Here is an 18880-nt window from a genome sequence, read left to right as displayed (position 1 = left end):
TTCAGCTCCGCGCCTTCAGCCAATCCAGGACGATGGCGGCGATGCGTTCGGCGGCGCGGCCATCCCAGAAATGCGGGATGCGGCCGGCCTTGCCGGCGCCTGCCATCTGCGCTTCGTACGCGGCCAGAATGTGCGCCGGGTCGTTGCCGGCGATGGTGTTGGTGCCCTCGTCGACCGTGATCGGACGCTCGGTGTTATTGCGCAGCGTGATGCACGCAGTGCCCAGCGCCGTGGTCTCTTCCTGGATACCGCCGGAGTCGGTCAGCACGACGCGCGCATCCTTCATCAGGCCCAGCATCTCCAGGTAACCCATAGGCGGCAGCAGCAGCACTTCCGGACGGTCGAGCAGGTGGCTCAGGCCAAACTTCTCGATGGTGGCGCGGGTGCGGGGGTGCACAGGGAACAGCACCGGCGTGGTGGTCGAAATTTTCGCGACGGTTTCCAGCAAGCCTTGCAGCACGGCCTTGTCGTCCACATTCGATGGACGGTGCAGGGTCAACACCGCGTATTCGCCCTTGCCGGCTTTGAAGTCCGGGCGGCCGGCGTCGGCGGCGATTTTGCCGGCCGGGATGGCGCGCGCCAGGTTGGCGCGCAGGGTGTCGATCATCACGTTGCCGACGAAGTGCACGCGTTCGCCGCCAATGCCTTCCTTGGCCAGGTTCTCGGCGCCGCTTTCCTCCGTGGTGAACAGCAGGTCCGACAGCTGGTCGGTCAGCAGGCGGTTGATTTCTTCCGGCATGGCGCGGTCGAAGCTGCGCAGGCCCGCTTCCACGTGGATCACGGGCACGCCCTTCTTGGCCGCCACCAGCGCACAGGCGATGGTGGAATTGACGTCGCCCACCACCAGCACGGCGGCCGGCTGCACTTCGTCCATGGCCGGTTCGAAGCGCTTCATCACTTCGGCGGTTTGCTGGGCGTGGCTGCCGGAGCCGACTTCCAGGTTGATGTCCGGGCTTGGAATGCCGAGGGCATCAAAATATTGCTGGTTCATGGCCACGTCGTAGTGCTGGCCGGTGTGCACCAGCAGCGCTTCCACTTGTGGCTTGAGCTGCGCGAAGGCGGCCATGATCGGCGCCATCTTCATGAAATTCGGCCGCGCGCCGACGACGCACAGGATACGGAAGGGACTCATTCGTTGCTGTCCTGATGGATGTTATAGGACGACGGCGAACGCACGATCTTCTTCAGGATCGACAGTACCGACGTCAGGGATTTCTCGACGCGCATCATGCGCTCGTCCAGCACGGCCGGGTATTGGCCGCCAAGCGTCATTTCAGGCTCTGCGCCAGGATGATGCGCACCGTTGTGGCCCGGCTCGGCCGGCGCCGCATCGGCTGGCGGCGGCTGGAATTCCTGCGCGATATCGCGGATTACGGTGTCGACGTCGGAATCGGTGAATTCCGTCATCTCTTCCAGGAATCCCATCAACAGCAGGCGGTCCATCAAATGATTGGTCTTGCGCGGGATGCCGCCGGTGTATTCGAACACGGCGGCATAGGCGGCCGGAGTCAGGTGCGGATTGCCGCTCCAGCCCACGGTGCGCATGCGGTGCTCGATATAGGCCTGGCTCTCTGTACTGTCCATCGGCCCCAGGTGGTAAGTCGCGATCACGCGCTGGCGCAGCTGCGACATGCCGGGGCTGTGCAGGGTGGCGCGGAATTCCGGCTGGCCCAGCAGGAAGGTCTGCAGCAGCGATTTGTCGTCGGTCTGGAAGTTGGACAGCATGCGCAATTCTTCCACCACTTTCGGCGTCAGGTTCTGCGCTTCGTCAACCACCAGCAGTGCACGCCGGCCGTCCTGCTCGCATTGGCGCAGGAACAGTTCCAGACGTCCCAGCAGGGTGGTCTTGCTGGCCGTGTCCTCACAGGACAGGCCGAAGCCGCCCACCACGCCGCGCAGCACATCGTCGGAATCGAGGTGGGTGTTGACCAGGTGGCAGGTGACGATCTTGTCCGACTCGATCTGGTTGAACAGGTTGCGCACCAGGGTGGTCTTGCCGGCACCGACTTCGCCGGTGATGACGATGAAGCCCTCGCCTTGCGACAGGCCGTATTCCAGGTAAGCCATGGCCCGCTTGTGGCCCTTGCTGCCATAGAAGAAGTGCGGGTCGGGCCGCAGGCGGAAGGGCTTGTCGCTCAGCCCATAATAACTTTCATACATGAGAAACCCTAGTGCTTAGAATTTGGATGCCAGCATCGCGGACACGGCATTCTCCGTGTAACGCACGCTGCCCAGGCCCGTAGCACCTTTCACGTGCCGCAATTCCACGCTGGCGCTCAGGCGCGCGCTATAGGTACGCGCCAGGTTCAGGCGTACATCGCGGTGATTGGCGTGGCGGTCATCGCTCAGCGATTTGGTGTTGGAAGCATTGCCGATCAGGGTCAGCACGGTTTGCGCGCCAGGCTTGTAGCTGACGGTCGCCATCGCGCCGACCTGTTCGGTATTGTCGTTCAGCGTCAGCAGCGAATTGCCCAGCAGGACACTATCCACTTGTTGGCTGGACAGCATTTCGCGTTTGTTCTTGTACAGGCTGAAGGTCGTGGTAGTGCGCGCCAGCTGCCAGGCCACCGACGCATTCAGCTGCTTGACCAGCGAATAGCGGTTGCTCAGGAAGTTGACGGCGGTCGCCAGCGTAGGCGGCAAGTCGGCCTGCTTCATATACGCTTGCACGGCGGCAGCGCGCAGCAGCGGGTCGGTGATCTGGCCACGGAACAGGCGGTCCAGCATGGAGGCGGTATCGACCGCCTGCGGCAGCAGGAACTGGCTGCGGCTGGTGCTCACGGCATCGCTGTAGAGCACATTCCACACCGTGCTGCGACTGCGGTGCTGCAGGTTCAGGCTGTAGCTCGGGCCGTAGAAGCGGTGGCCGGCCGATGCCTCGATCGAGGTGCGCGCCGACGGCGTCCACGCCAGGTTGCCGCCATAAGCGGTGCCGGACTGGGAACCGCCCAAGCCGCTGTAATCGAAGGCGTCGTAGCCGCCGTACACGCCCATGTTCAGCTGGGGCGTGACGGCATAACGCAAGTTCAGGTTGGCATTCTTGGAGCTGGTCGTTTGCGATTGCTCGCCGCCGCCGCTGACCGGCAATTGCTCATCGTAGACTGCGCGCGCCAGGGTCAGGTCCCAGCCAAAGCGGCGGAAGGTCGGGCCGCTGCTGACGTGGGTGCTGAGGGTATTGCCGTCGCTGCGGCGCATGCCCAGGTGGTCGGTGCTGACCGAGTCGCGCGTATAGCGCAGCTCGCCGTTGGCAAAGGCGCCAAAGCGGTGCACCAGGTAAGGGCTGATGCGGTAGGTGCGTACTTCATTGCTGTTGTTGCTGACGTAGCCATTGCCGCTCGACTGCGGGCCGAAGGCGGACAAGGCTTGCTGGTGCACGGTGGCCTGCGCATCGAGGAAGAGCAGGTCTTCCACCAGGCGCGACTTCAGCGTGCTGTCCAGGTCCTGGCTGTGGCGCTGGGCGCCGTTGGGGCGGCCGCCCGAATACGTGTACAGGTTGAGCATATAGGCCATCCTGAACTCGAAGCGCTGCGAGCGGTTGACCAACTCAAACCCTGGCGTCAGCTGCATCACGAAGCCGCTTTTGGCATTCTCATCAGCCTGCAGCGCGACGTTGTCCGAGTAGGTGGCGCGAGCGTTGGCGAGCGGGGTGAAATCCCATGCAGCATGGGCAGGAAAAGCCGCACACAGGCCCGCCACCAGAGGCAGCAGGGCCAGGCGGCGGCTCTTAGCCATAGTGATAGTCATAAGATTCGGTACCCGGGAATTCGCGCGACTTGTTGTAGATCAGGTTGACGTTGTTCAAGCCTTCCAACTGGCGCAGCGATTCCTTGACCGCGTGCTGGGTCGTGCGTTCCGACTCCACCACCAGCACGATCTGGCCCATATTCGACGCCAGGACGTGCGATTCGGAAGTCAGCAGCAGCGGCGGCGAATCGAAGATCACAATACGGTCCGGGTAGCGGTTCGCGATCTCGGTGACCAGGTTCTTCATCATGTGCGATGCCAGCAGCTCGGTGGCGCGCGGGGAGCTGGTGCCGGCAGGCAGGATCGACAGCGTGTTGACGTTGGTGCGCAGCATGACGTCGGCCATGTCGAGCTTGTCGTCCAGCAGGATGTCCATCAGGCCGCGCTGGGCTGGCAGGCCAAGCGTGCGCAACACCGAAGGGCGCGCCACGTCAGCGTCAACCAGCAGCACGGTGTGGTCCAGTTCCATTGCAATGCTCATCGCCAGGTTGATCGAGCAGAAGGTCTTGCCTTCGCCCGGCAGCGAGCTGGTGATCATGATCAGGTTGCCTGGGTTGTCGCCTGGCTTGCGGGCGGCGAAGGCGCGCTTGATCAGCGGACGTTTGATGATACGGAAGTCTTCCACCAGCGAGGTGCGTCCGCCGGCGGCGGTGACCAGGCCGGCTTCATGCATGCGCATCAGGTCCAATTCGACAGTGTGGGCGGTGCGGCGGGTGTGGTCGCCGTGCGGCTGCAGCGTAGCCAGTACAGGCGCTACCGGTTCAACCGGGGCGGCAGGCGCTGGGCTTGGGGCGGCGGCGGCGGCCGGAGCTGCTACAGGAGCAGCTGCCGCTGCGGGGGCGGCAACGGCTGGCGCCGGCTGGGCGGCTTCTGCTACGGGTGCGGCGACTGGCGCAGCGGCTTGCGCGGCGTTTTCATCGGCGGCGGCGTCGGCAGGACGCGGGTGGCCGAGGCGGTTGGCTGCTTTTTCAATAATGCTCACTTGATGGACTCCCTAAGTGTTGCGGCGCTCAGCCAGCGCGCAGCAAGGTCATGGTGACGACACCGCCAAATGCGGTTAACAACGAGGCCACTGCCAGGCCGAAGCCGTACAGGCGACGCCGGCGCGACGATTTTTGCTGCTCGGTCCAGTTCATGCCGATGCTGCCCAGGATAGGCACGCCCGTGACTTCACGCAGGCTGTGCTGGCTGAGGAAGGTCGGACGAACTTGGCTCATCAGGAAAGCGCTGCCCAGGCCGGCCAGCAGCGAGGCTACGAAGACCAGCGAGTAGAAGCGCGGGCGGTTCGGGCCCACTGGGGTTTGCGGCACGATAGGCGGATCGATCACGCGGAAGCTCATCATGTCGGTCGCCGAGCTGAGGTCGCCGGACAGCTTGGCCGATTCGCGGCGCTGCACCAGTTTCTCGTAGTTTTCCTTATTGATCGTGTAGTCGCGGTTGAGCTGAGCCAACTGGGCTTCCACTTCCGGCGCCGCCGTGCTTTGCGAACGCATGCGATCCATGCGCGCCGCATATTCGCCGACGCGGGCACGCAGCGATGCCACGCGTGCTTCTTCCACCGACAGCGCCACGTTCATCTGCTGCAGCATCGGGCTGTAGTTGGCGCCCGGGTCGCCATTCTTGGCGGCCTTCTTGGCTTCATCTTTCTTGCGCTGCTGCAGCGAAGCGATCAGGCGCTTGGCCGAGACAATGTCCGGATGCTCTTCGGTGTACTGCATGCGCAGGGCGTCGAGCTGTTTTTCCAGGACGGCGATGCGGCCGTCGATTTCCGGATTGGCGATCTGCTGCTCGGTGGCCGGCGCCATGTCTTCACCGGCGATCTGGCGCTTGATGGCATTGCGCGCCTGCTCCGCTTCGGTCAGTTCCAGGCGTGCCTGGGCCAGCTTGTCGGCCAGGTCGCCCAGGTTGCTCGAATAATCGGTGCCCTGGCGAGGCAGCAAGCCCATGTGGCGGATCTTGAATTCCTTCAGCGAGTTCTCGCCGGCAGCCAGACGCTCTTCATACATCTTGATCTGGTCTTCGATGAACTGCACGGCCTTTTCAGAATCCTGCTTTTTGCCGCCAAAGGAACCTTCGACGAAGATGGTCAGCAGCGACTGCACAACGTCCTTGGCGATTTTCGGATTCTCGTTGTTGTAGGAAATCGTGTAGATATCGTCGCGCTCAGTGCCGGTCACTTTGATGGCGGCCATCAGCTCGTCGACCTGCTTCTCGTGTTCCTTGGTGTCCTTGGCCTTGATGTCCAGGTCCACCATGCGCATGACGCGCTCGACATTGGGACGGCTGATCAGGGTGCGGCGCATGAACATGACCTGCTGTTCCACGTTAGGCGTGGTGGTCATGCCCGACATCAGCGGTTTCAGGATACTTTGGGTATCGACATACACCCGGGCCGAAGCCTGGTAATCGGCCGGCAGCTTATACACTACAGCCCAGCCGACCAGGGCCACCACCCAAGCGATGGCCACTGCATACCAGCGGTATTTTCCGATTGCCTTAAAAAAGGTCAACAGCAAGGCGGTTAATTCTGCCATTTTGATCACTCATCCTTGGGTTAGGCAGGCAAACTATCGCAATGCCCACTTCTAATATTGCCTAAATAACATCTAATCTCTATCATACAGCAGAACACGCCGCCTGTTACTATTAATTTATGCTTGTTGCGTGCAGCTGACTAAAAGAATTTAACATTTCCCCCTGGAAATTCACCCTTGCGGAGGCCTCATGGCTAAGCTGATTTCACTATTCCTGGCGGCCTGCCTGTGCTGCGCCAGCACTATTGCAGAGGCAATGCCACTGACGCGCACGATTGCCGCCGTGAAGCCCAGCGTGGTCGGTATCGGCACGTTCAACCGCACCCGCAGTCCTGCCATCGTATTCCATGCCACCGGCTTTGTGGTGGGCGATGGACTTTCGGTTATCACCAATGCACATGCGGTGACCATGCTCGATACCGAAAAGCTGGAAACTCTGGGCATCGTGCTCGGCAAAGGCGACCAGCTGCAATTTCGCGAAGCCACGGTGGTCAATATCGACCGCGCGCACGACCTGGTGCACTTGCGCCTGACGGGCACCCCGCTGCCGGCGCTGAACCTGGGCAATAGTGAGTTGCTGGAAGAAGGGAGCAATCTGGTGTTTACCGGTTATCCGTTGGGCATCCTGCTGGGTCTCAACCCAGTCACCCATCGCGCCCTGCTGGCGGCGCAAACCCCGGCCATCCTGCCGACACCCACCTCGCGCGGCCTCAATCCACGTGCCGTGATGCAATTGCAGCGTGGCGCGCCGTTCACGATTTACCAGCTGGACGGTACGGCATACCCCAGCAATAGTGGCAGCCCCGTGTATGATCCGGAAACCGGGACTGTTGTTGCAGTAATCAATATGACCCTGGTCAAGGGCACTAAGGAAAGCGCGATCACCGCCCCGAGCGGCATCAGTTACGCCATCCCTGTAAGGCATGTGCTGGAGCTGTTGCAGCAAAAATAGCAGGCAAGGATGACAAGAGTCGTGGTATAACAGGCAATGCCAAAATGCAAACAAGGAGAATAAAGTGAATTTCTATAAGATGCTTGCTGCTACCGCCGTCGCCCTCGGTATGCTGGGCCTTGGTGGCTGCGCCACTCCGCATAGCGGTGCCCCAGCCGATGTCGGCGTCGTGCCACAAACGGATTACCTGATCGGTCCAGGCGACAACCTGAGCATCATCGTCTGGCGTAACCCGGAAGTGTCGCAAGTGGTGCCTGTGCGCCCTGACGGCAAGATCACCACCCCGCTGGTCGAAGACTTGCCAGCCAGCGGCAAAACGTCCACCGAACTGGCGCGCGATATTGAAAAGGCGCTGGCCAAGTTCATCCAGCAACCTGTCGTGACCGTCATCGTGACCGGCTTTGTCGGCACTTACGGCGAGCAGATCCGCGTAATCGGCCAGGCCGCCAAGCCGCAATCGCTGCCTTACCGCCGCGATATGTCGATCCTGGACGTGATGATTGCCGTCGGCGGCGTCACCGAATTCGCTGCCGGCAACAAAGCCAGCATCATCCGCTCGGTCGATGGCAAGCAGCAGCAATTCACGGTGCGCCTGAACGACCTGATCAAGGATGGCGATATTTCGGCCAACGTACCGATGCGCCCTGGCGATATCCTGGTGATCCCGGAAAGCTTCTTCTAAGGCTGTAACTATCAATCAACTAGCGATGCCGCAAGGCTTCGCTAGTTGCCTGGAAGTGTCGAAAATTCTTACAACTCAAGATATGATAGCAAGGCTGGCATTTGTCATGCCTGAGTTAGCTCATCTAAACGCCTGATTTCTCAGGCATTCCGTGATACTGGCTAGTAACTGGAACAATACTTGCTAGCTCACCAAGTCTCATGGGGCAAGATTAGCCCAATACCAATATCGCAAGGATGACCACGTGGCCAACGAACAACAGCCAGGCAAGCAATTGAGCGCGAAAGGCGCCGCACGCCGCCGCTTCACCCGTGCCGGTGCCGCCGCATCCGGCGTCCTGATGACGCTGCACAGCCAGCCAGGCATGGCTGCGATCGTTTGCGCCACACCGTCGGGCCATGCTTCGGCCCTGATCAGCGCGCGCAATCCCGATGCTCTCAGCTGCTCCGGCCTGAGCCCAGGCGTGTGGTCCCAGTCGCTCCAGCCGCGCGGCAAGAACGGAAATACGCCGGGCCACCTGAGCTGGCCAATCAGCAAGGACAAGAAGTTCGGCACGCTCTTCACCACCGGCAAATCGATCGGCCAGGCCACGTTTGAGCAAGTGCTGGGCAATAACGACCCGGTCTTCGACCCGAACAACCTGGGCGCCCACCTGGTCGCTGCCTACCTGAACGTACTGGCGGGCCGCTCCAGCTTCCAGAATGAATACATGCTGGTCAATATCTGGAACAACCTGCGCGACTATGGCGTGTACCACCCAACCGCCGGCGTGGACTGGAAGGGCAAGGACGTCGTCGAATACCTGCGCAGCACGATGCTTTGATGGCGCAGCAGTGGTGTATCGTGCCGGGCCAGTTGCTGCGCAGCCGCAGCTGGGACGGACAAAGCGTGCTCTACAACGAAGTCTCGGGCGCCACCCACCTGCTCGACGAACCAACCCTCGAGCTGCTGCATGCCCTGCGCGACGGCGCCTTGACGCCGGAGGAGTGGGACGATCCCGAACTCCAGCAAACCCTGGCTGAACTCTCCAAACTCTACTTGGTGCATCCTTGCTGACCGTGGCTTCCTTGTCGCACGGTGCGCTGCACGCGCGCCTGGCCGGTGATGGCTTATGCCTGCGCACCGGCCGCTTTGCCGTGCGCCTGCAAGCCAATGTGCCAAGCGTAACAGCCGGCATCGGCCAGCTCTACGGCGACTACCCGCTGCTGGACGACAGCGACTTCACCGATTTCCACCTGCGCCTGGTGCGCCCGCTTTCGCCGCGCCGCTGGCTGCGGCCACAGGTGCGCCTGGAATGCGACGGCTACGATATGTACCAGCCGATGCCGCTGCAGCATGCCTTCCCGATGTTTGAATGGGGCTTGAACTGGTGTGTCTCGGGCCGCGCCCACCGCTACCTGATCGTGCATGCGGCAGTGCTCGAACGCGAAGGCCGCGCCGTAATCCTGCCGGCGCCGCCCGGCTCGGGCAAGAGCACGCTGACCGCCGCGCTGGCCGGCAAGGGCGGCTGGCGCCTGCTGTCGGACGAGCTGACCATGATCGATATGGAGAGCGGCCTGGTCGTGCCCAACCCGCGCCCGATCAGCCTGAAGAACGCCTCCATCGACATCATCCGCTCCTACGTGCCGGATGCGGTGCTCAGCACGCCAGTGCGCGATACGCTGAAGGGCACGGTAGCCCATATGCGCGCGCCCGGCCTGGCCGTCCAGCGCGCTGCCGATACGGCCGTGCCAGCCTGGATCGTCTTCCCGCACTACCAGGCAGGCGCCGCCACCACGCTGGAAGCACTGCCGCGCGCGGCGACCTTCATGGAATTGGCCGGCAACAGCTTCAATTACAGCGTGCTGGGCGCAGCGGGCTTCGACACCCTGGGCCGAGTGATCGACAGCGCCGCCGGCTTCCGTTTCCGCTATAGTGCGCTGGATGAAGCCCTGGACACCTTTGCCCGCCTCGATGACTTTGCCCGCTGATTTGCCGCTGCTGTTGCGCGTCCTGCGCGAGCCGCAGCACACGGCCAGCCTGTCGCCGGCTGCCTGGGAATTGCTGTTGCGCCAGGCCGACAGCGCCAACCTCGGCGCCACCCTGCACTATTGGCTGGAGCAGCACGGCATGCTCGCGCAAGCCCTGCCGCAAGCACGCGAGCAACTGTGGTGGAACTCGGTGCAGGCACGCCGCCACAGCCAGGCCACCTACTGGGAAATCCGTCTGATCGGCGAGGCGCTGGCGGGGCTTGGGCTGCCGCTCCTGCTGCTCAAGGGCGGCGCTTATGCCGCAGCCGGCTTGCCGCCCGCCGCCGGCCGCCTGTTCTCCGACATCGACATCCTGGTGCCGGAGGAAAGCCTGCCCCAAGTGGAAGCGGCCCTCATGTCCCACGGCTGGGTCGGTACCCTGCACGACGCCTATGACCAGCGCTACTACCGCGAATGGATGCATGAGCTCCCGCCCATGACCCATATGCTGCGCCAGACCTCGATCGATGTGCACCACACCATCCTGCCGCGCACGGCTGCCCAGCGCCCCGATGCGCGCTTGCTGCGCGCAGCCGCCCGGCAGCTCACTGGCGACGCGGCGCCGCCCGGCGCCGCCATCCTGTCTCCGCTCGATATGGTGCTGCACAGCGCCACCCATTTGTTCGCGGACGGCGAATTCGACAAAGGCATGCGTGACTTGTGGGACCTGCACCGCCTGCTGACCCATTTCGGCCAGCACGAGACGGGCTTCTGGGAAGCGCTGCCGGCGCGAGCGCGCCAGTTGGAATTGCAACGCTTCATGTTCTACGGCTTGCGCTATAGCAGCATGCTGCTCGGCACGCCGGTACCACCCGCCACCTTCGCGGCCCTGGCGCCGGACGGCCCGGCGCCCGCCCTGCAAGCCGTGATGGATGCGCTGTTCCTGCGCTCCCTGCTGCCGCACCACGCCAGCTGCCGCGGCGCCGGCGCTGCACTTGCCGACTTTTTCCTGTATGTACGCGGCAACTGGCTGCGCATGCCACCGCTGCGCCTGGCGCGCCACCTGTTCCATAAGGCATTTTTGACGCCGAAAAACTCGCAAGGCGCGCCCGCATAACGGCAGCAACTGCCAGCGCCCCGACGCTACAATTGTTGGGTCGTCGCTTTGCACCGGAGCTTGCATGCGATTTCCAGCTGTCGTGGCGGCCACCCTGCTGGCCCACGCTGCCTGCGCGCAGAATGCCGCCACCCTTTTCGACCAAGCCCAGCGCCTGGAACACGGCGAAGGCGTGACGCGTGACCTGGACCAGGCCGCAGCGCTGTACTGCCGCGCTGCCCGCCTGGGCGCCCCCGACGCCCAATATGCGCTGGGCTGGATGTATGCCAACGGCCGAGGCGTGCCGCATGATGACCGCATGGCTTGGCGCCTGTTTGGCCTGGCCGCCGAGCAAGGCTATGCCGCCGGCACGCGCATGCAGGCGCTGCTGCCGGCCGCACCGGACGCCGCCCTGCCCGACTGCATGGCGCCCGAGCCGGCCCTGCTGCTGGACGACGATGGCCCGGCGCCCGTCTTTAGCGAAGCAGCGCAGCGGGTGCGCCCGCTGGTCGAGCGACTGGCGCCCGGCTTCGGTCTCGACCCTGAGCTGGTGATGGCCATCATCGCCGTCGAGTCGGGCTTCAATCCCCAATCCGTCTCGAGCAAGAATGCGCGCGGCCTGATGCAGCTGATCCCGGCCACCGCCCAGCGTTTCAATGTGCGCGACAGCTTTAACCCGGAACAGAACATCCGCGGCGGCATGGCCTACCTGCGCTGGCTGTTGGCCAATTTCCGCGGCGACGTGACCCTGGTGGCGGCCGCCTACAACGCCGGTGAGCAGGCCGTGCAGCGTTACGGCGGCGTGCCGCCCTATGCGGAAACGCGCGATTATGTGCTCAAGGTAAAGCGCCTGTACCGGCGCACCTTCCACGAGTATTCAGCGTCCCCGCAATTCCAGTAGCTTTTTTTGCAACAGTACTGGAAACGTAGGGAAATTAGCCATTCCGTGAGATATTATTGACAACTATTAAAGTTGTGCCAACCCTGCCGCATGCCTAGCGCAGCGCGGCGCCCAACCGAGGAAATGAGTCATGCCGCGTCGCGCCCTCCGCCCAGCTGTAAGTGCCTCCCTTTTGCTCACCTGCCTGCTGCTTGGCGCCGGACTATCCGGCTGCGGACGCAACGACAACAGTGCTTCGCTGATGGCAGAGGCCCGTCAATACCAGGAGAAAGGCAATTTCGAGGCGGCCCTGATCCAGCTGAAGAACGCCGCCCTCAAGGCGCCGGAAGACGCCGAAGTGCGCGTACAACTGGCGCGCCTCTACAACCTCACTGGAGATCCCGTAACGGCCGAGAAGGAAGTGCGCAAGGCAATAACCCTGGGCATGGACAGCGCACGCACGGCGCCGGAACTGGTCAAGGCGCTCAACGCGCAAGGCCAGGCACAGAAGGCGATCGACGAAAGCAATGCGGCGAAGCAAAGTCCCGAGCTGCTGGCCGCGCGCGGCGACGCCTGGCTGGCACTGAACAAGGCGGCCAACGCACAGGAGTCGTTCGAAAAAGCGCTGGCGGCCCGGCCGGGCTATATCGATGCGCTGATCGGCAAGGCCCGCGTAGCGGCATTGAACAAAGACTTAGACAGCGCGATTCGCTTCACTGACGAGGCGGCCAAATCCAACCCCAAGGATGCGTCGGTGCCCTTCTTCAAGGCAAGGCTGCTGCGCGCCCAAGGCAAACCGGCGGAGGCGCTCGCCACCTTCGGCGAAGCCATCAAGCTCAAACCCGACCATATCAATGCCCGGGTTGAACGCGCCGTGCTGGAAATCGGCGCCAAGAATTTCGAAGCGGCGCAGGCCGACATCGAGGCAGTACTGAAGTTCGCGCCTAACGCACCGATGGCCTTGTTCGCACAAGGCCTGCTTGAATTCACCCAGGGCGATTACCCGGCCGCCCAGGAGTCGCTGCAAAAAGTGCTGAGCGCGGTGCCGGACCATCTGCCCTCGATCCTGCTGTTAGGCTCGGCCTCGGCAGCGATGGGCAATTTCGAGCAAGCCGAAATGCATACGCGCTTCTACCTCGCCAGCTTCCCGAACAACAAGTACGCGCTCAAGCTGCTGGCGCAGATCCAGCTGAAAAACCGCCAGCCCCTGGATGCTGCCGCCACCCTGACGCCCCTGCTCAAGGGTGATACCGACGACACCCAGCTGCTGGCACTGGCCGGCGAATCGTCGATGCGCTCAGGCGACTTCGGCAAAGCCCGGCAGTACTTCGAGAAGGCCAGCTCGCTGGCGCCGCAGACAGCCGCTTTGCACACCTCGCTGGGCATGACCAAGCTGGGCCAGGGCGACCAGCAAGGCGGCGTCGCCGAGCTGGAACGGGCCACGGCGCTCGATCCGAAATCGGAAGAGACGGCGACTACCCTGGTCACCACCGAGCTGCGGCTGAAGCATTACGACAAGGCGCTGGCGGCGGCACAGAAGCTGATTGCGGCGCAACCGCAGAGCGCCACGGCGCGCAATCTGGAAGGCAGCGTCTACATCAGCAAAGGCGACCGCGCCGCGGCGCGCGCCAGCTTCGAAAAAGCAGCCAGCCTAAAGGCGGACTTGCTGGTGCCGGTGCGCAACCTGGCGCTGATGGATGTGCAAGACAAGCAAGTGGATGCGGCAAGGAAGCGCCTGGCGGCCTTCGTTGAGAAAAACCAGCGGGACAGCGAAGCGATGGTGACGCTGTCGCAGTTGGAGACGAGCCAGAATCGCCCGGAACAAAGCAGGATCTGGCTCGAAAAGGCATACGCCGCCAATCCGCAAGCAGTCGGTCCGGCGCGGATGTTGGCGACGCACTACCTTCGCACCAAGGAAGTGGCCAAGGCCATCACCCTTTTGCGCAAGCTGCAGACCGAGCATCCAACCGATGCCGAAGTGCTCGACCTGTTGGGCCAGGCCCAGCTCGCCACCAACAATGCACAAGGTGCGCTCGAGACCTATAGCAAACTGGTCAATGTGGTGCCGAAGTCGGCCGACCCGCACCTGCGCCTGGCTTCCGTCCACGCCAAACTGAAAAACCTGCCGGCAGCCGAGGGCGAGCTGAAGAAAGCGCTCGCGGTGGATCCAACCTCCCTGCCCGCACGCTATGCCCAGCTGGAACTGGCAATGTTGAAGGGGCCGACTGATGAAGCGCTGTCGCTGGCGCGCAAGATCCAGGAGGTCGCGCCGAAAGCGGCCGAGCCGCTGATCCTGGAGGGCACCATCCTGACGGCGCAAAAAAAGCCCGAGGCCGCGCTCAAGGCATATGAGCGCGCTTTTGCCCTGGCTGAGACGCCATTGCTGGCGGTCCGGCTAGCCTCTTCGATGAGGTCTTTAGGCAAGGGCAAGGAATCGGACGCCAGGCTGATGCAATGGCAGAAGGAGCACGGCACTGATCCGGTCATCGTGATCTATATGGGCGAAAGCGCGCTGGTTGATAAGCAGTACAAGCCCGCTGCCGCGCTGTTTGAACTCGTGCTCAAATCCGACCCGGACAATCCGGCCGTGCTCAACAACCTGGCCCTGGCTTACCAGGCGCAGAAGGATCCGCGCGCCCTGGCCACGGCCGAGCGGGCGATGAAACTGGCGCCGAAGAGCGCCGGGATCATTGATACGCTTGGGTGGATGCTGGCGCAGCAAGGCGATGTCCAGCGTGCCCTGCCGCTGCTGCGAAAAGCAGTTGAGCTTGCCCCAACAATGCCGGAACCGCGTTATCACCTGGCGTTTGCGCTGAACCAGGCGGGCGACAAGAAAGCCGCCCGCCAGGAACTCGATCGGCTGCTTGCCGATACCAAGGATTTCCCTCAGCTGGACGATGCCAAATCTTTACTGAAAACTCTTTGACGCAATATCTTGTCCAGCGGCAGCCTGCGTGAACGCACCGGGTCGACCGTCGGCAAGCCCACGCGCAAGATCATATGCAGCTGCTGGCCCGGCGACAGCGCCAGCAGCTCGCCGACTGCCGCTTCGACCGCACTGATCTTGCCTTCGAAACCTGCGGGCAAGCTGCCCTCATGCAGGCGGTTCAGCTGGTCCGGGACCACATAAAACGGCTGTACCGCAGCGCCGGCCAGATTCATCTCGCTCCACACGCGCGTCAGCAAGCGCCCGGCATCGATCACGTCGCCCCGGCCGCTTCCTCCGGAGATGCAGACCAGGGCCGGCGCGGTCGAGATCTGGCCTATCTCAGCCAGCGCCATCAGCTTGTACATGCCAAAGCGATTCAAGGTGGCCATCCGCTCCCAGTTGGAAATGAAGCGCATCAACGCGTCACCGCCGGGCGGCAAGCCCAGCGTCTTCATATCGAGGCCGTCGCCCCGCGCCACTTCATCCGGTGTATGGCGCAGGCAGTCGAACAGCCAGCGGTGCAAGCCGGGATTACAAAAGCGCGCTTCGGCGCTGGCACGCACCTGCTGTACCAATTGCTTCCTGGCCGCCGCATCGGTGAGCACCGAAATCCGGTTGCTGCCTTCGCTGCTGGCACGCAGCATGTCGAGCAGGGTCGGTGGCAAGGGATCGGTACGGTAGGGAAAGCGATTGGTGTGCCGCGCCGCCGGTCCTGCCGGCGCGTTGAAGTGCCCCGGCTGCGAAGGCAGCGCCAGGGTGCCATACGGCTGCTCGCCCGCCGCGCTCCAATGCCATTGAGCGTCGAGGCCATTGGCAGCGAGCGCGGCGCTGATATTTTGCGCGACGCCGCCGATGCCGAGCAAGGTGGCATGACTTTCCGGGCCAAACACAGCGGTGGCGGCATGCCGCTGCGCAAAGGCCAGTCCTAAAGCGCTGCCGTCCCAATCGATGTAGAAAGCCTGGCCGTTATCGGCTGTCGGCGCCAGCGCGCCCGTCTCGGCAAGCCGGACAATGAAATCGGGTGTTGCCGTCATTCCCCTCTCCCAATGAAAAAAGCCCGACTCGCAAGACGGGCTTTGCAAAGTTTGCGCCTACTGCTTATTTGGCGCGGCGGCGGCGAATGGTGCCAAGGCCGAGCAGGCCAAGGGCCATCAGTGCCAGGCTTGCTGGTTCAGGAACCGCTGCAACGCGGCCAGCCAGCGAGGCCACACCGGCTAGAGGCAGGTAGCCAGCAGGTGGACGGCCGACCAGGCTGAACGACGTAGTCAGGTCGAAATCGGAGCAGGTCGAACCAAGGACGCAACCTTTATGGTTGTCGACCGCGTTCGTATCCAGTGCCGCGATCACTGCAGCCAGGCCGCCAATGATGTTCAGCTGGCCGATGCCGGTACCGGAATCGGTCGAGCCCGAACCGAAATTGGTACCGGTCGCTTGCAGGGTACCGGTCCGGCCAGACAACAGGTCCAGGAAGTCGGACCCGGCCAGTGACAGCCACAGGGTGCCGTTGGTCGCTTGGGACAGTAATTGTGCTTCAGTGGCGTTGGCAAACGGATTAAAGTCCATCGTCGCGCCGGTGCCGACGTAGAAATTCACGAAGCCGCCGGTGAAGTCGAGGTCGGTTGGGCTGCCGCCTGCCTTAGCGGTGAAGCCCCAGAAGCGGAAAGTCAGTTCACAAGTAAGTGGACCGCCCTGGCAGTAGTTCAGGTTGCCGTTAATCGAGTTGACGCGGCCATAACCTGCGATCTGCGCACCAGCGCCGAACGATGGAACGCCCGCGGTTCCCAAGGTCGTTGCGCCTGGAGCGGTACCGCCGCTGTAGTCGGAAACAAAGCGCTCATAAACTTCAGCAGCTTCGAAGTGCGGCGTGCCTGCATTACCAATATTGATGCCGCCGACATAGCCTGCAAATGCTGGTGCACTGCCAATTGCTAAGGTCAGTGCCAGCAGGTGTTTCTTAAACTTAATCATGTGTTTCTCCATTTAAATTGGAATTCGCTTTTTCATGATGTATCTGTGCGCTGTTAGCTATTAAGCATTAATCGGGCCAGCTTTTGAATGTCGCGAATTTTCAATTACTTAGGTGAGACAAGCGGGATGAGCGATTTGGCGTTGTCAATTTTTTCGACATAGAGCTTTTATCAACGACAGTCACTACTTGAGCAGGGCCTTGGCGAACACGCGTTTGCCCACTTGCAATGCTAGTTGCGTCAATGGATTTCGATGACCGCCTGGGCGCCAAGTGCGCACGAGTTTGTCGCGGTAAGCGTCGTACTGGAAGCCGCGCGGGGCGGCCAGTACCGTGCCGCGTTTGAGCAGGATTTTCAATGCCTGGGTGCCCGCCACGCCGGCGCAAAGCTGGCAGGCCATGATGGTCGAAGGCCCGCGCCGTTCGGCCAGGTTGACCGCTTCCGGCCATACGAGATAAGGCCGGTGCAGGCCCGCCGGAGCCACGCCCACCATGAAGCGCAGCGCCTTCTCCAATTCCGGCCGGTCGCCCCAGCCGAAGTATTCTTCAAACGTCATGCCGCCCGGCATGAAGGTCATGCAAGCGGCGCCCATGCCCAGCGGCGCCACCGTTACGGCGGGAATGCCGCGCGCCGCGCACATGGCAAACATTTGCTGTCGCGCATCGAAGGCGAAGAAATCGAGCCCGTCAATGTAGAGGTCGATCCCATCCAGGAACTGCGCCATATTGCCGGCGTCAACGCCCTGGCCAAACACTTCGATCTGCGCCTCGGGATTGATGTCGCGCGCAATGCGCGCCGCCACGTCGGCCTTGGGCAGGCCCATGGTCGACATGAAGGCCGCCGCCTGTCGGTTCAGGTTGGCAATATCAAAGGCATCGAAATCTGCAATATGAAAGTGCGTAATGCCCAGGCGGGCCAGGGTCAGCAAATGCACGCCCCCGACTCCGCCCACGCCGGCGATCGCCACGCGCTTATTCTTGAGCTGTGCCTGTTCGTCCGGGGTCACCCAACCAATATTTCGCGAGAACGCCACGTCATACGAGAATGAGAAGGCGTCCGCCATAGGGCTCCCCGCTATTGAATGTTTTTCAGGCGACTGATAATGCCGCGCTCTTCACGCGGCGAGTAGAACATTGGATAAAACGAGCGCGCTGCCATTGCCGCGTCCGCACCCTGGCCGCCCAGCTTTTCGATCTGTTCAGAAACATAGGCCAGGTCCACCACCAGCAAGTAAGCAGGGGCGTCGACACGCGGATTGGTCTTCAACTCGCCCAGGCGCTTGAAGCCAAGCATGGCTTCGTAAAAACGGCGATGGCGCGGGTTGATCTCGATAAAGATATGTGTGCAGTTGTGCAAGTCGCGCGCATAAATCACCGACAGGTGGAATAGCGAAGCCATCTGCGATTTGCTGCCGCCATTGTCGAATGCCAGCTTGGTGATTTCACACACACGGGCGCCCGGAATCATGCGCACCGTGTCGACTTCTTCCTTGAAAATTTCATCGGCCATGATGCCGATTGAAGAGTCCAGTCCTAGCGTCAGGGTGCCGACTACCTCGCCTTTGTCGCTGGCGGTGAGCGTGATCCGGTTCGGATCGTCGGTCAGTTTATGGGTCCCGGCATAACCTCGCCAGGAGTACATCTTGTTTATTAGCAAGCTGGCCTTGCTTCGGCCTTCGAGCGTATCAATCATGCGGATACCAAAAGATTTTTCGTCGGTGACCAGATCTTCCATATTCTCCGGAAGCAGGTCTTCGAGCGTGGCGCGCGCATGGGCATGGGAATCGGCTGGCATGGCCCTGACGGGCTCACCTTCCAGCACTGGGACAGCTGTTCCATTCATGGCTCTATCCTCCTTTGGCACCCGCTAGCCTTTCGGCGAGCATTTACCAATGAGTCCAGCGAGCGGCGCGGACACCGGACTCATCGGCAAAATATAGTGCATTCCAATCCGGTGGGCAATGCGCGCACGATTGATGCCGAGACGAAAATGTATCGAAATGCAAGCGAGCTATGTAAAAAATACCAACATCTCATGTTGGCACGGAGGCGTTCGACACACAATACCCGGCACGCGGTTATTGCGAAAAAGACTCCATTGTTTTCAAATAAACAACGAATGCAGAGGGGAATGCCCCCGCGCAGCAG

17 protein-coding genes are annotated in these 18880 nt (G+C 62.2%); 8 read left to right on the top strand and 9 right to left on the bottom strand.

All coding sequences use genetic code 11. The features are described 5' to 3' along the window. Nucleotide 1 precedes the first annotated feature (1 nt). Genes wecB through AC1RTP_RS09450 form a run of 5 tightly spaced genes read right to left on the bottom strand, consistent with a single transcriptional unit; the run spans nt 2 to nt 6278 of the window. Nucleotides 2-1132: a non-hydrolyzing UDP-N-acetylglucosamine 2-epimerase gene (gene wecB, locus AC1RTP_RS09470; protein ID WP_498606844.1), complete on the bottom strand. Its 1131-nt coding sequence runs from the start codon at nt 1130-1132 to the stop codon at nt 2-4. Continuing rightward, nucleotides 1129-2160, bottom strand: coding sequence for an XrtA/PEP-CTERM system-associated ATPase (locus AC1RTP_RS09465; RefSeq protein WP_498606843.1), 1032 nt, complete (start codon nt 2158-2160; stop codon nt 1129-1131). The genes wecB and AC1RTP_RS09465 overlap by 4 nt, the downstream gene beginning before the upstream one ends. 15 nt (nt 2161-2175) lie before the next feature. Further along, nucleotides 2176-3732 carry a TIGR03016 family PEP-CTERM system-associated outer membrane protein gene (locus AC1RTP_RS09460; protein WP_498606841.1) on the bottom strand — a complete coding sequence of 519 codons (1557 nt, stop codon included), beginning with the start codon at nt 3730-3732 and terminating at the stop codon, nt 2176-2178. Beyond that, nucleotides 3725-4726, bottom strand: coding sequence for an XrtA-associated tyrosine autokinase (locus AC1RTP_RS09455; RefSeq protein ID WP_498606838.1), 1002 nt, complete (start codon nt 4724-4726; stop codon nt 3725-3727). Before AC1RTP_RS09455 ends, AC1RTP_RS09460 begins: the two co-directional genes overlap by 8 nt. A gap of 28 nt (nt 4727-4754) precedes the next feature. Beyond that, nucleotides 4755-6278, bottom strand: a complete 1524-nt coding sequence (locus tag AC1RTP_RS09450) for an XrtA system polysaccharide chain length determinant (RefSeq protein WP_498606836.1) — start codon at nt 6276-6278, stop codon at nt 4755-4757. A gap of 190 nt (nt 6279-6468) precedes the next feature. Between AC1RTP_RS09450 and AC1RTP_RS09445 the strand changes: the two genes are divergently transcribed. The 8 genes from AC1RTP_RS09445 to prsT all read left to right on the top strand — a co-directional run bounded on the left by AC1RTP_RS09445 (nt 6469) and on the right by prsT (nt 14763). Beyond that, a complete protein-coding gene (locus tag AC1RTP_RS09445) occupies nt 6469-7230 on the top strand; it encodes a S1 family peptidase (RefSeq protein WP_498606832.1) in 762 nt (253 codons plus the stop codon). 79 nt (nt 7231-7309) lie between these two features. After that, nucleotides 7310-7912 (top strand): XrtA/PEP-CTERM system exopolysaccharide export protein, encoded by a 603-nt coding sequence (locus tag AC1RTP_RS09440; RefSeq protein ID WP_498607157.1) that lies wholly within the window; start codon nt 7310-7312, stop codon nt 7910-7912. 244 nt (nt 7913-8156) lie between these two features. Further along, complete coding sequence (locus tag AC1RTP_RS09435) at nt 8157-8735, top strand: hypothetical protein (RefSeq protein ID WP_498606828.1); 579 nt, start codon at nt 8157-8159, stop codon at nt 8733-8735. After that, nucleotides 8735-8968 carry an HPr-rel-A system PqqD family peptide chaperone gene (locus tag AC1RTP_RS09430; RefSeq protein WP_498606825.1) on the top strand — a complete coding sequence of 78 codons (234 nt, stop codon included), beginning with the start codon at nt 8735-8737 and terminating at the stop codon, nt 8966-8968. The genes AC1RTP_RS09435 and AC1RTP_RS09430 overlap by 1 nt, the downstream gene beginning before the upstream one ends. A gap of 2 nt (nt 8969-8970) precedes the next feature. Further along, entirely contained in the window at nt 8971-9882 is a 912-nt protein-coding gene (locus AC1RTP_RS09425) for an HprK-related kinase A (protein WP_498607155.1), read from the top strand. Continuing rightward, nucleotides 9836-10978: a nucleotidyltransferase family protein gene (locus AC1RTP_RS09420; protein ID WP_498606823.1), complete on the top strand. Its 1143-nt coding sequence runs from the start codon at nt 9836-9838 to the stop codon at nt 10976-10978. Before AC1RTP_RS09425 ends, AC1RTP_RS09420 begins: the two co-directional genes overlap by 47 nt. A gap of 64 nt (nt 10979-11042) precedes the next feature. After that, nucleotides 11043-11858: a lytic transglycosylase domain-containing protein gene (locus tag AC1RTP_RS09415; RefSeq protein ID WP_498606820.1), complete on the top strand. Its 816-nt coding sequence runs from the start codon at nt 11043-11045 to the stop codon at nt 11856-11858. 130 nt (nt 11859-11988) lie between these two features. Then, a complete protein-coding gene (gene prsT / locus AC1RTP_RS09410) occupies nt 11989-14763 on the top strand; it encodes an XrtA/PEP-CTERM system TPR-repeat protein PrsT (RefSeq protein WP_498606818.1) in 2775 nt (924 codons plus the stop codon). Here the strand turns inward: prsT and AC1RTP_RS09405 are convergent. The 4 genes from AC1RTP_RS09405 to AC1RTP_RS09390 form a co-directional block, all read right to left on the bottom strand. Continuing rightward, the gene (locus tag AC1RTP_RS09405; protein WP_498606816.1) at nt 14724-15800 is read right to left on the bottom strand and encodes a nitroreductase family protein; all 1077 of its coding nucleotides are present in this window, start codon (nt 15798-15800) and stop codon (nt 14724-14726) included. The two genes, prsT and AC1RTP_RS09405, sit on opposite strands and share 40 nt — an antisense overlap. Before the next feature lie 64 nt (nt 15801-15864). Continuing rightward, the gene (locus AC1RTP_RS09400; protein ID WP_498606814.1) at nt 15865-16734 is read right to left on the bottom strand and encodes a PEP-CTERM sorting domain-containing protein; all 870 of its coding nucleotides are present in this window, start codon (nt 16732-16734) and stop codon (nt 15865-15867) included. A gap of 183 nt (nt 16735-16917) precedes the next feature. Beyond that, entirely contained in the window at nt 16918-17796 is an 879-nt protein-coding gene (locus AC1RTP_RS09395) for a ThiF family adenylyltransferase (protein WP_498606813.1), read from the bottom strand. A gap of 11 nt (nt 17797-17807) precedes the next feature. Then, nucleotides 17808-18575 carry an N-acyl amino acid synthase FeeM domain-containing protein gene (locus AC1RTP_RS09390; RefSeq protein WP_498606811.1) on the bottom strand — a complete coding sequence of 256 codons (768 nt, stop codon included), beginning with the start codon at nt 18573-18575 and terminating at the stop codon, nt 17808-17810. Between the last annotated feature and the right edge of the window lie 305 nt (nt 18576-18880).

This window comes from Pseudoduganella sp. GW821-FHT11H04, from assembly GCF_058807935.1.
This window is presented reverse-complemented; position numbering and strand designations above follow the sequence as displayed.

Bases quoted from the DNA above. Each gene is read 5' to 3' on its own strand.
- AC1RTP_RS09405 (WP_498606816.1), bottom strand. From the start codon at position 15,800: ATGACGGCAACACCCGATTTCATTGTCCGGCTTGCCGAGACGGGCGCG.
- AC1RTP_RS09395 (WP_498606813.1), bottom strand. From the start codon at position 17,796: ATGGCGGACGCCTTCTCATTCTCGTATGACGTGGCGTTCTCGCGAAAT.
- AC1RTP_RS09420 (WP_498606823.1), top strand. From the start codon at position 9,836: ATGAAGCCCTGGACACCTTTGCCCGCCTCGATGACTTTGCCCGCTGAT.
- AC1RTP_RS09430 (WP_498606825.1), top strand. From the start codon at position 8,735: ATGGCGCAGCAGTGGTGTATCGTGCCGGGCCAGTTGCTGCGCAGCCGC.
- AC1RTP_RS09450 (WP_498606836.1), bottom strand. From the start codon at position 6,278: ATGGCAGAATTAACCGCCTTGCTGTTGACCTTTTTTAAGGCAATCGGA.
- AC1RTP_RS09465 (WP_498606843.1), bottom strand. From the start codon at position 2,160: ATGTATGAAAGTTATTATGGGCTGAGCGACAAGCCCTTCCGCCTGCGG.
- prsT (WP_498606818.1), top strand. From the start codon at position 11,989: ATGCCGCGTCGCGCCCTCCGCCCAGCTGTAAGTGCCTCCCTTTTGCTC.
- wecB (WP_498606844.1), bottom strand. From the start codon at position 1,132: ATGAGTCCCTTCCGTATCCTGTGCGTCGTCGGCGCGCGGCCGAATTTC.
- AC1RTP_RS09390 (WP_498606811.1), bottom strand. From the start codon at position 18,575: ATGAATGGAACAGCTGTCCCAGTGCTGGAAGGTGAGCCCGTCAGGGCC.
- AC1RTP_RS09415 (WP_498606820.1), top strand. From the start codon at position 11,043: ATGCGATTTCCAGCTGTCGTGGCGGCCACCCTGCTGGCCCACGCTGCC.
- AC1RTP_RS09400 (WP_498606814.1), bottom strand. From the start codon at position 16,734: ATGATTAAGTTTAAGAAACACCTGCTGGCACTGACCTTAGCAATTGGC.
- AC1RTP_RS09440 (WP_498607157.1), top strand. From the start codon at position 7,310: ATGCTTGCTGCTACCGCCGTCGCCCTCGGTATGCTGGGCCTTGGTGGC.
- AC1RTP_RS09460 (WP_498606841.1), bottom strand. From the start codon at position 3,732: ATGGCTAAGAGCCGCCGCCTGGCCCTGCTGCCTCTGGTGGCGGGCCTG.
- AC1RTP_RS09445 (WP_498606832.1), top strand. From the start codon at position 6,469: ATGGCTAAGCTGATTTCACTATTCCTGGCGGCCTGCCTGTGCTGCGCC.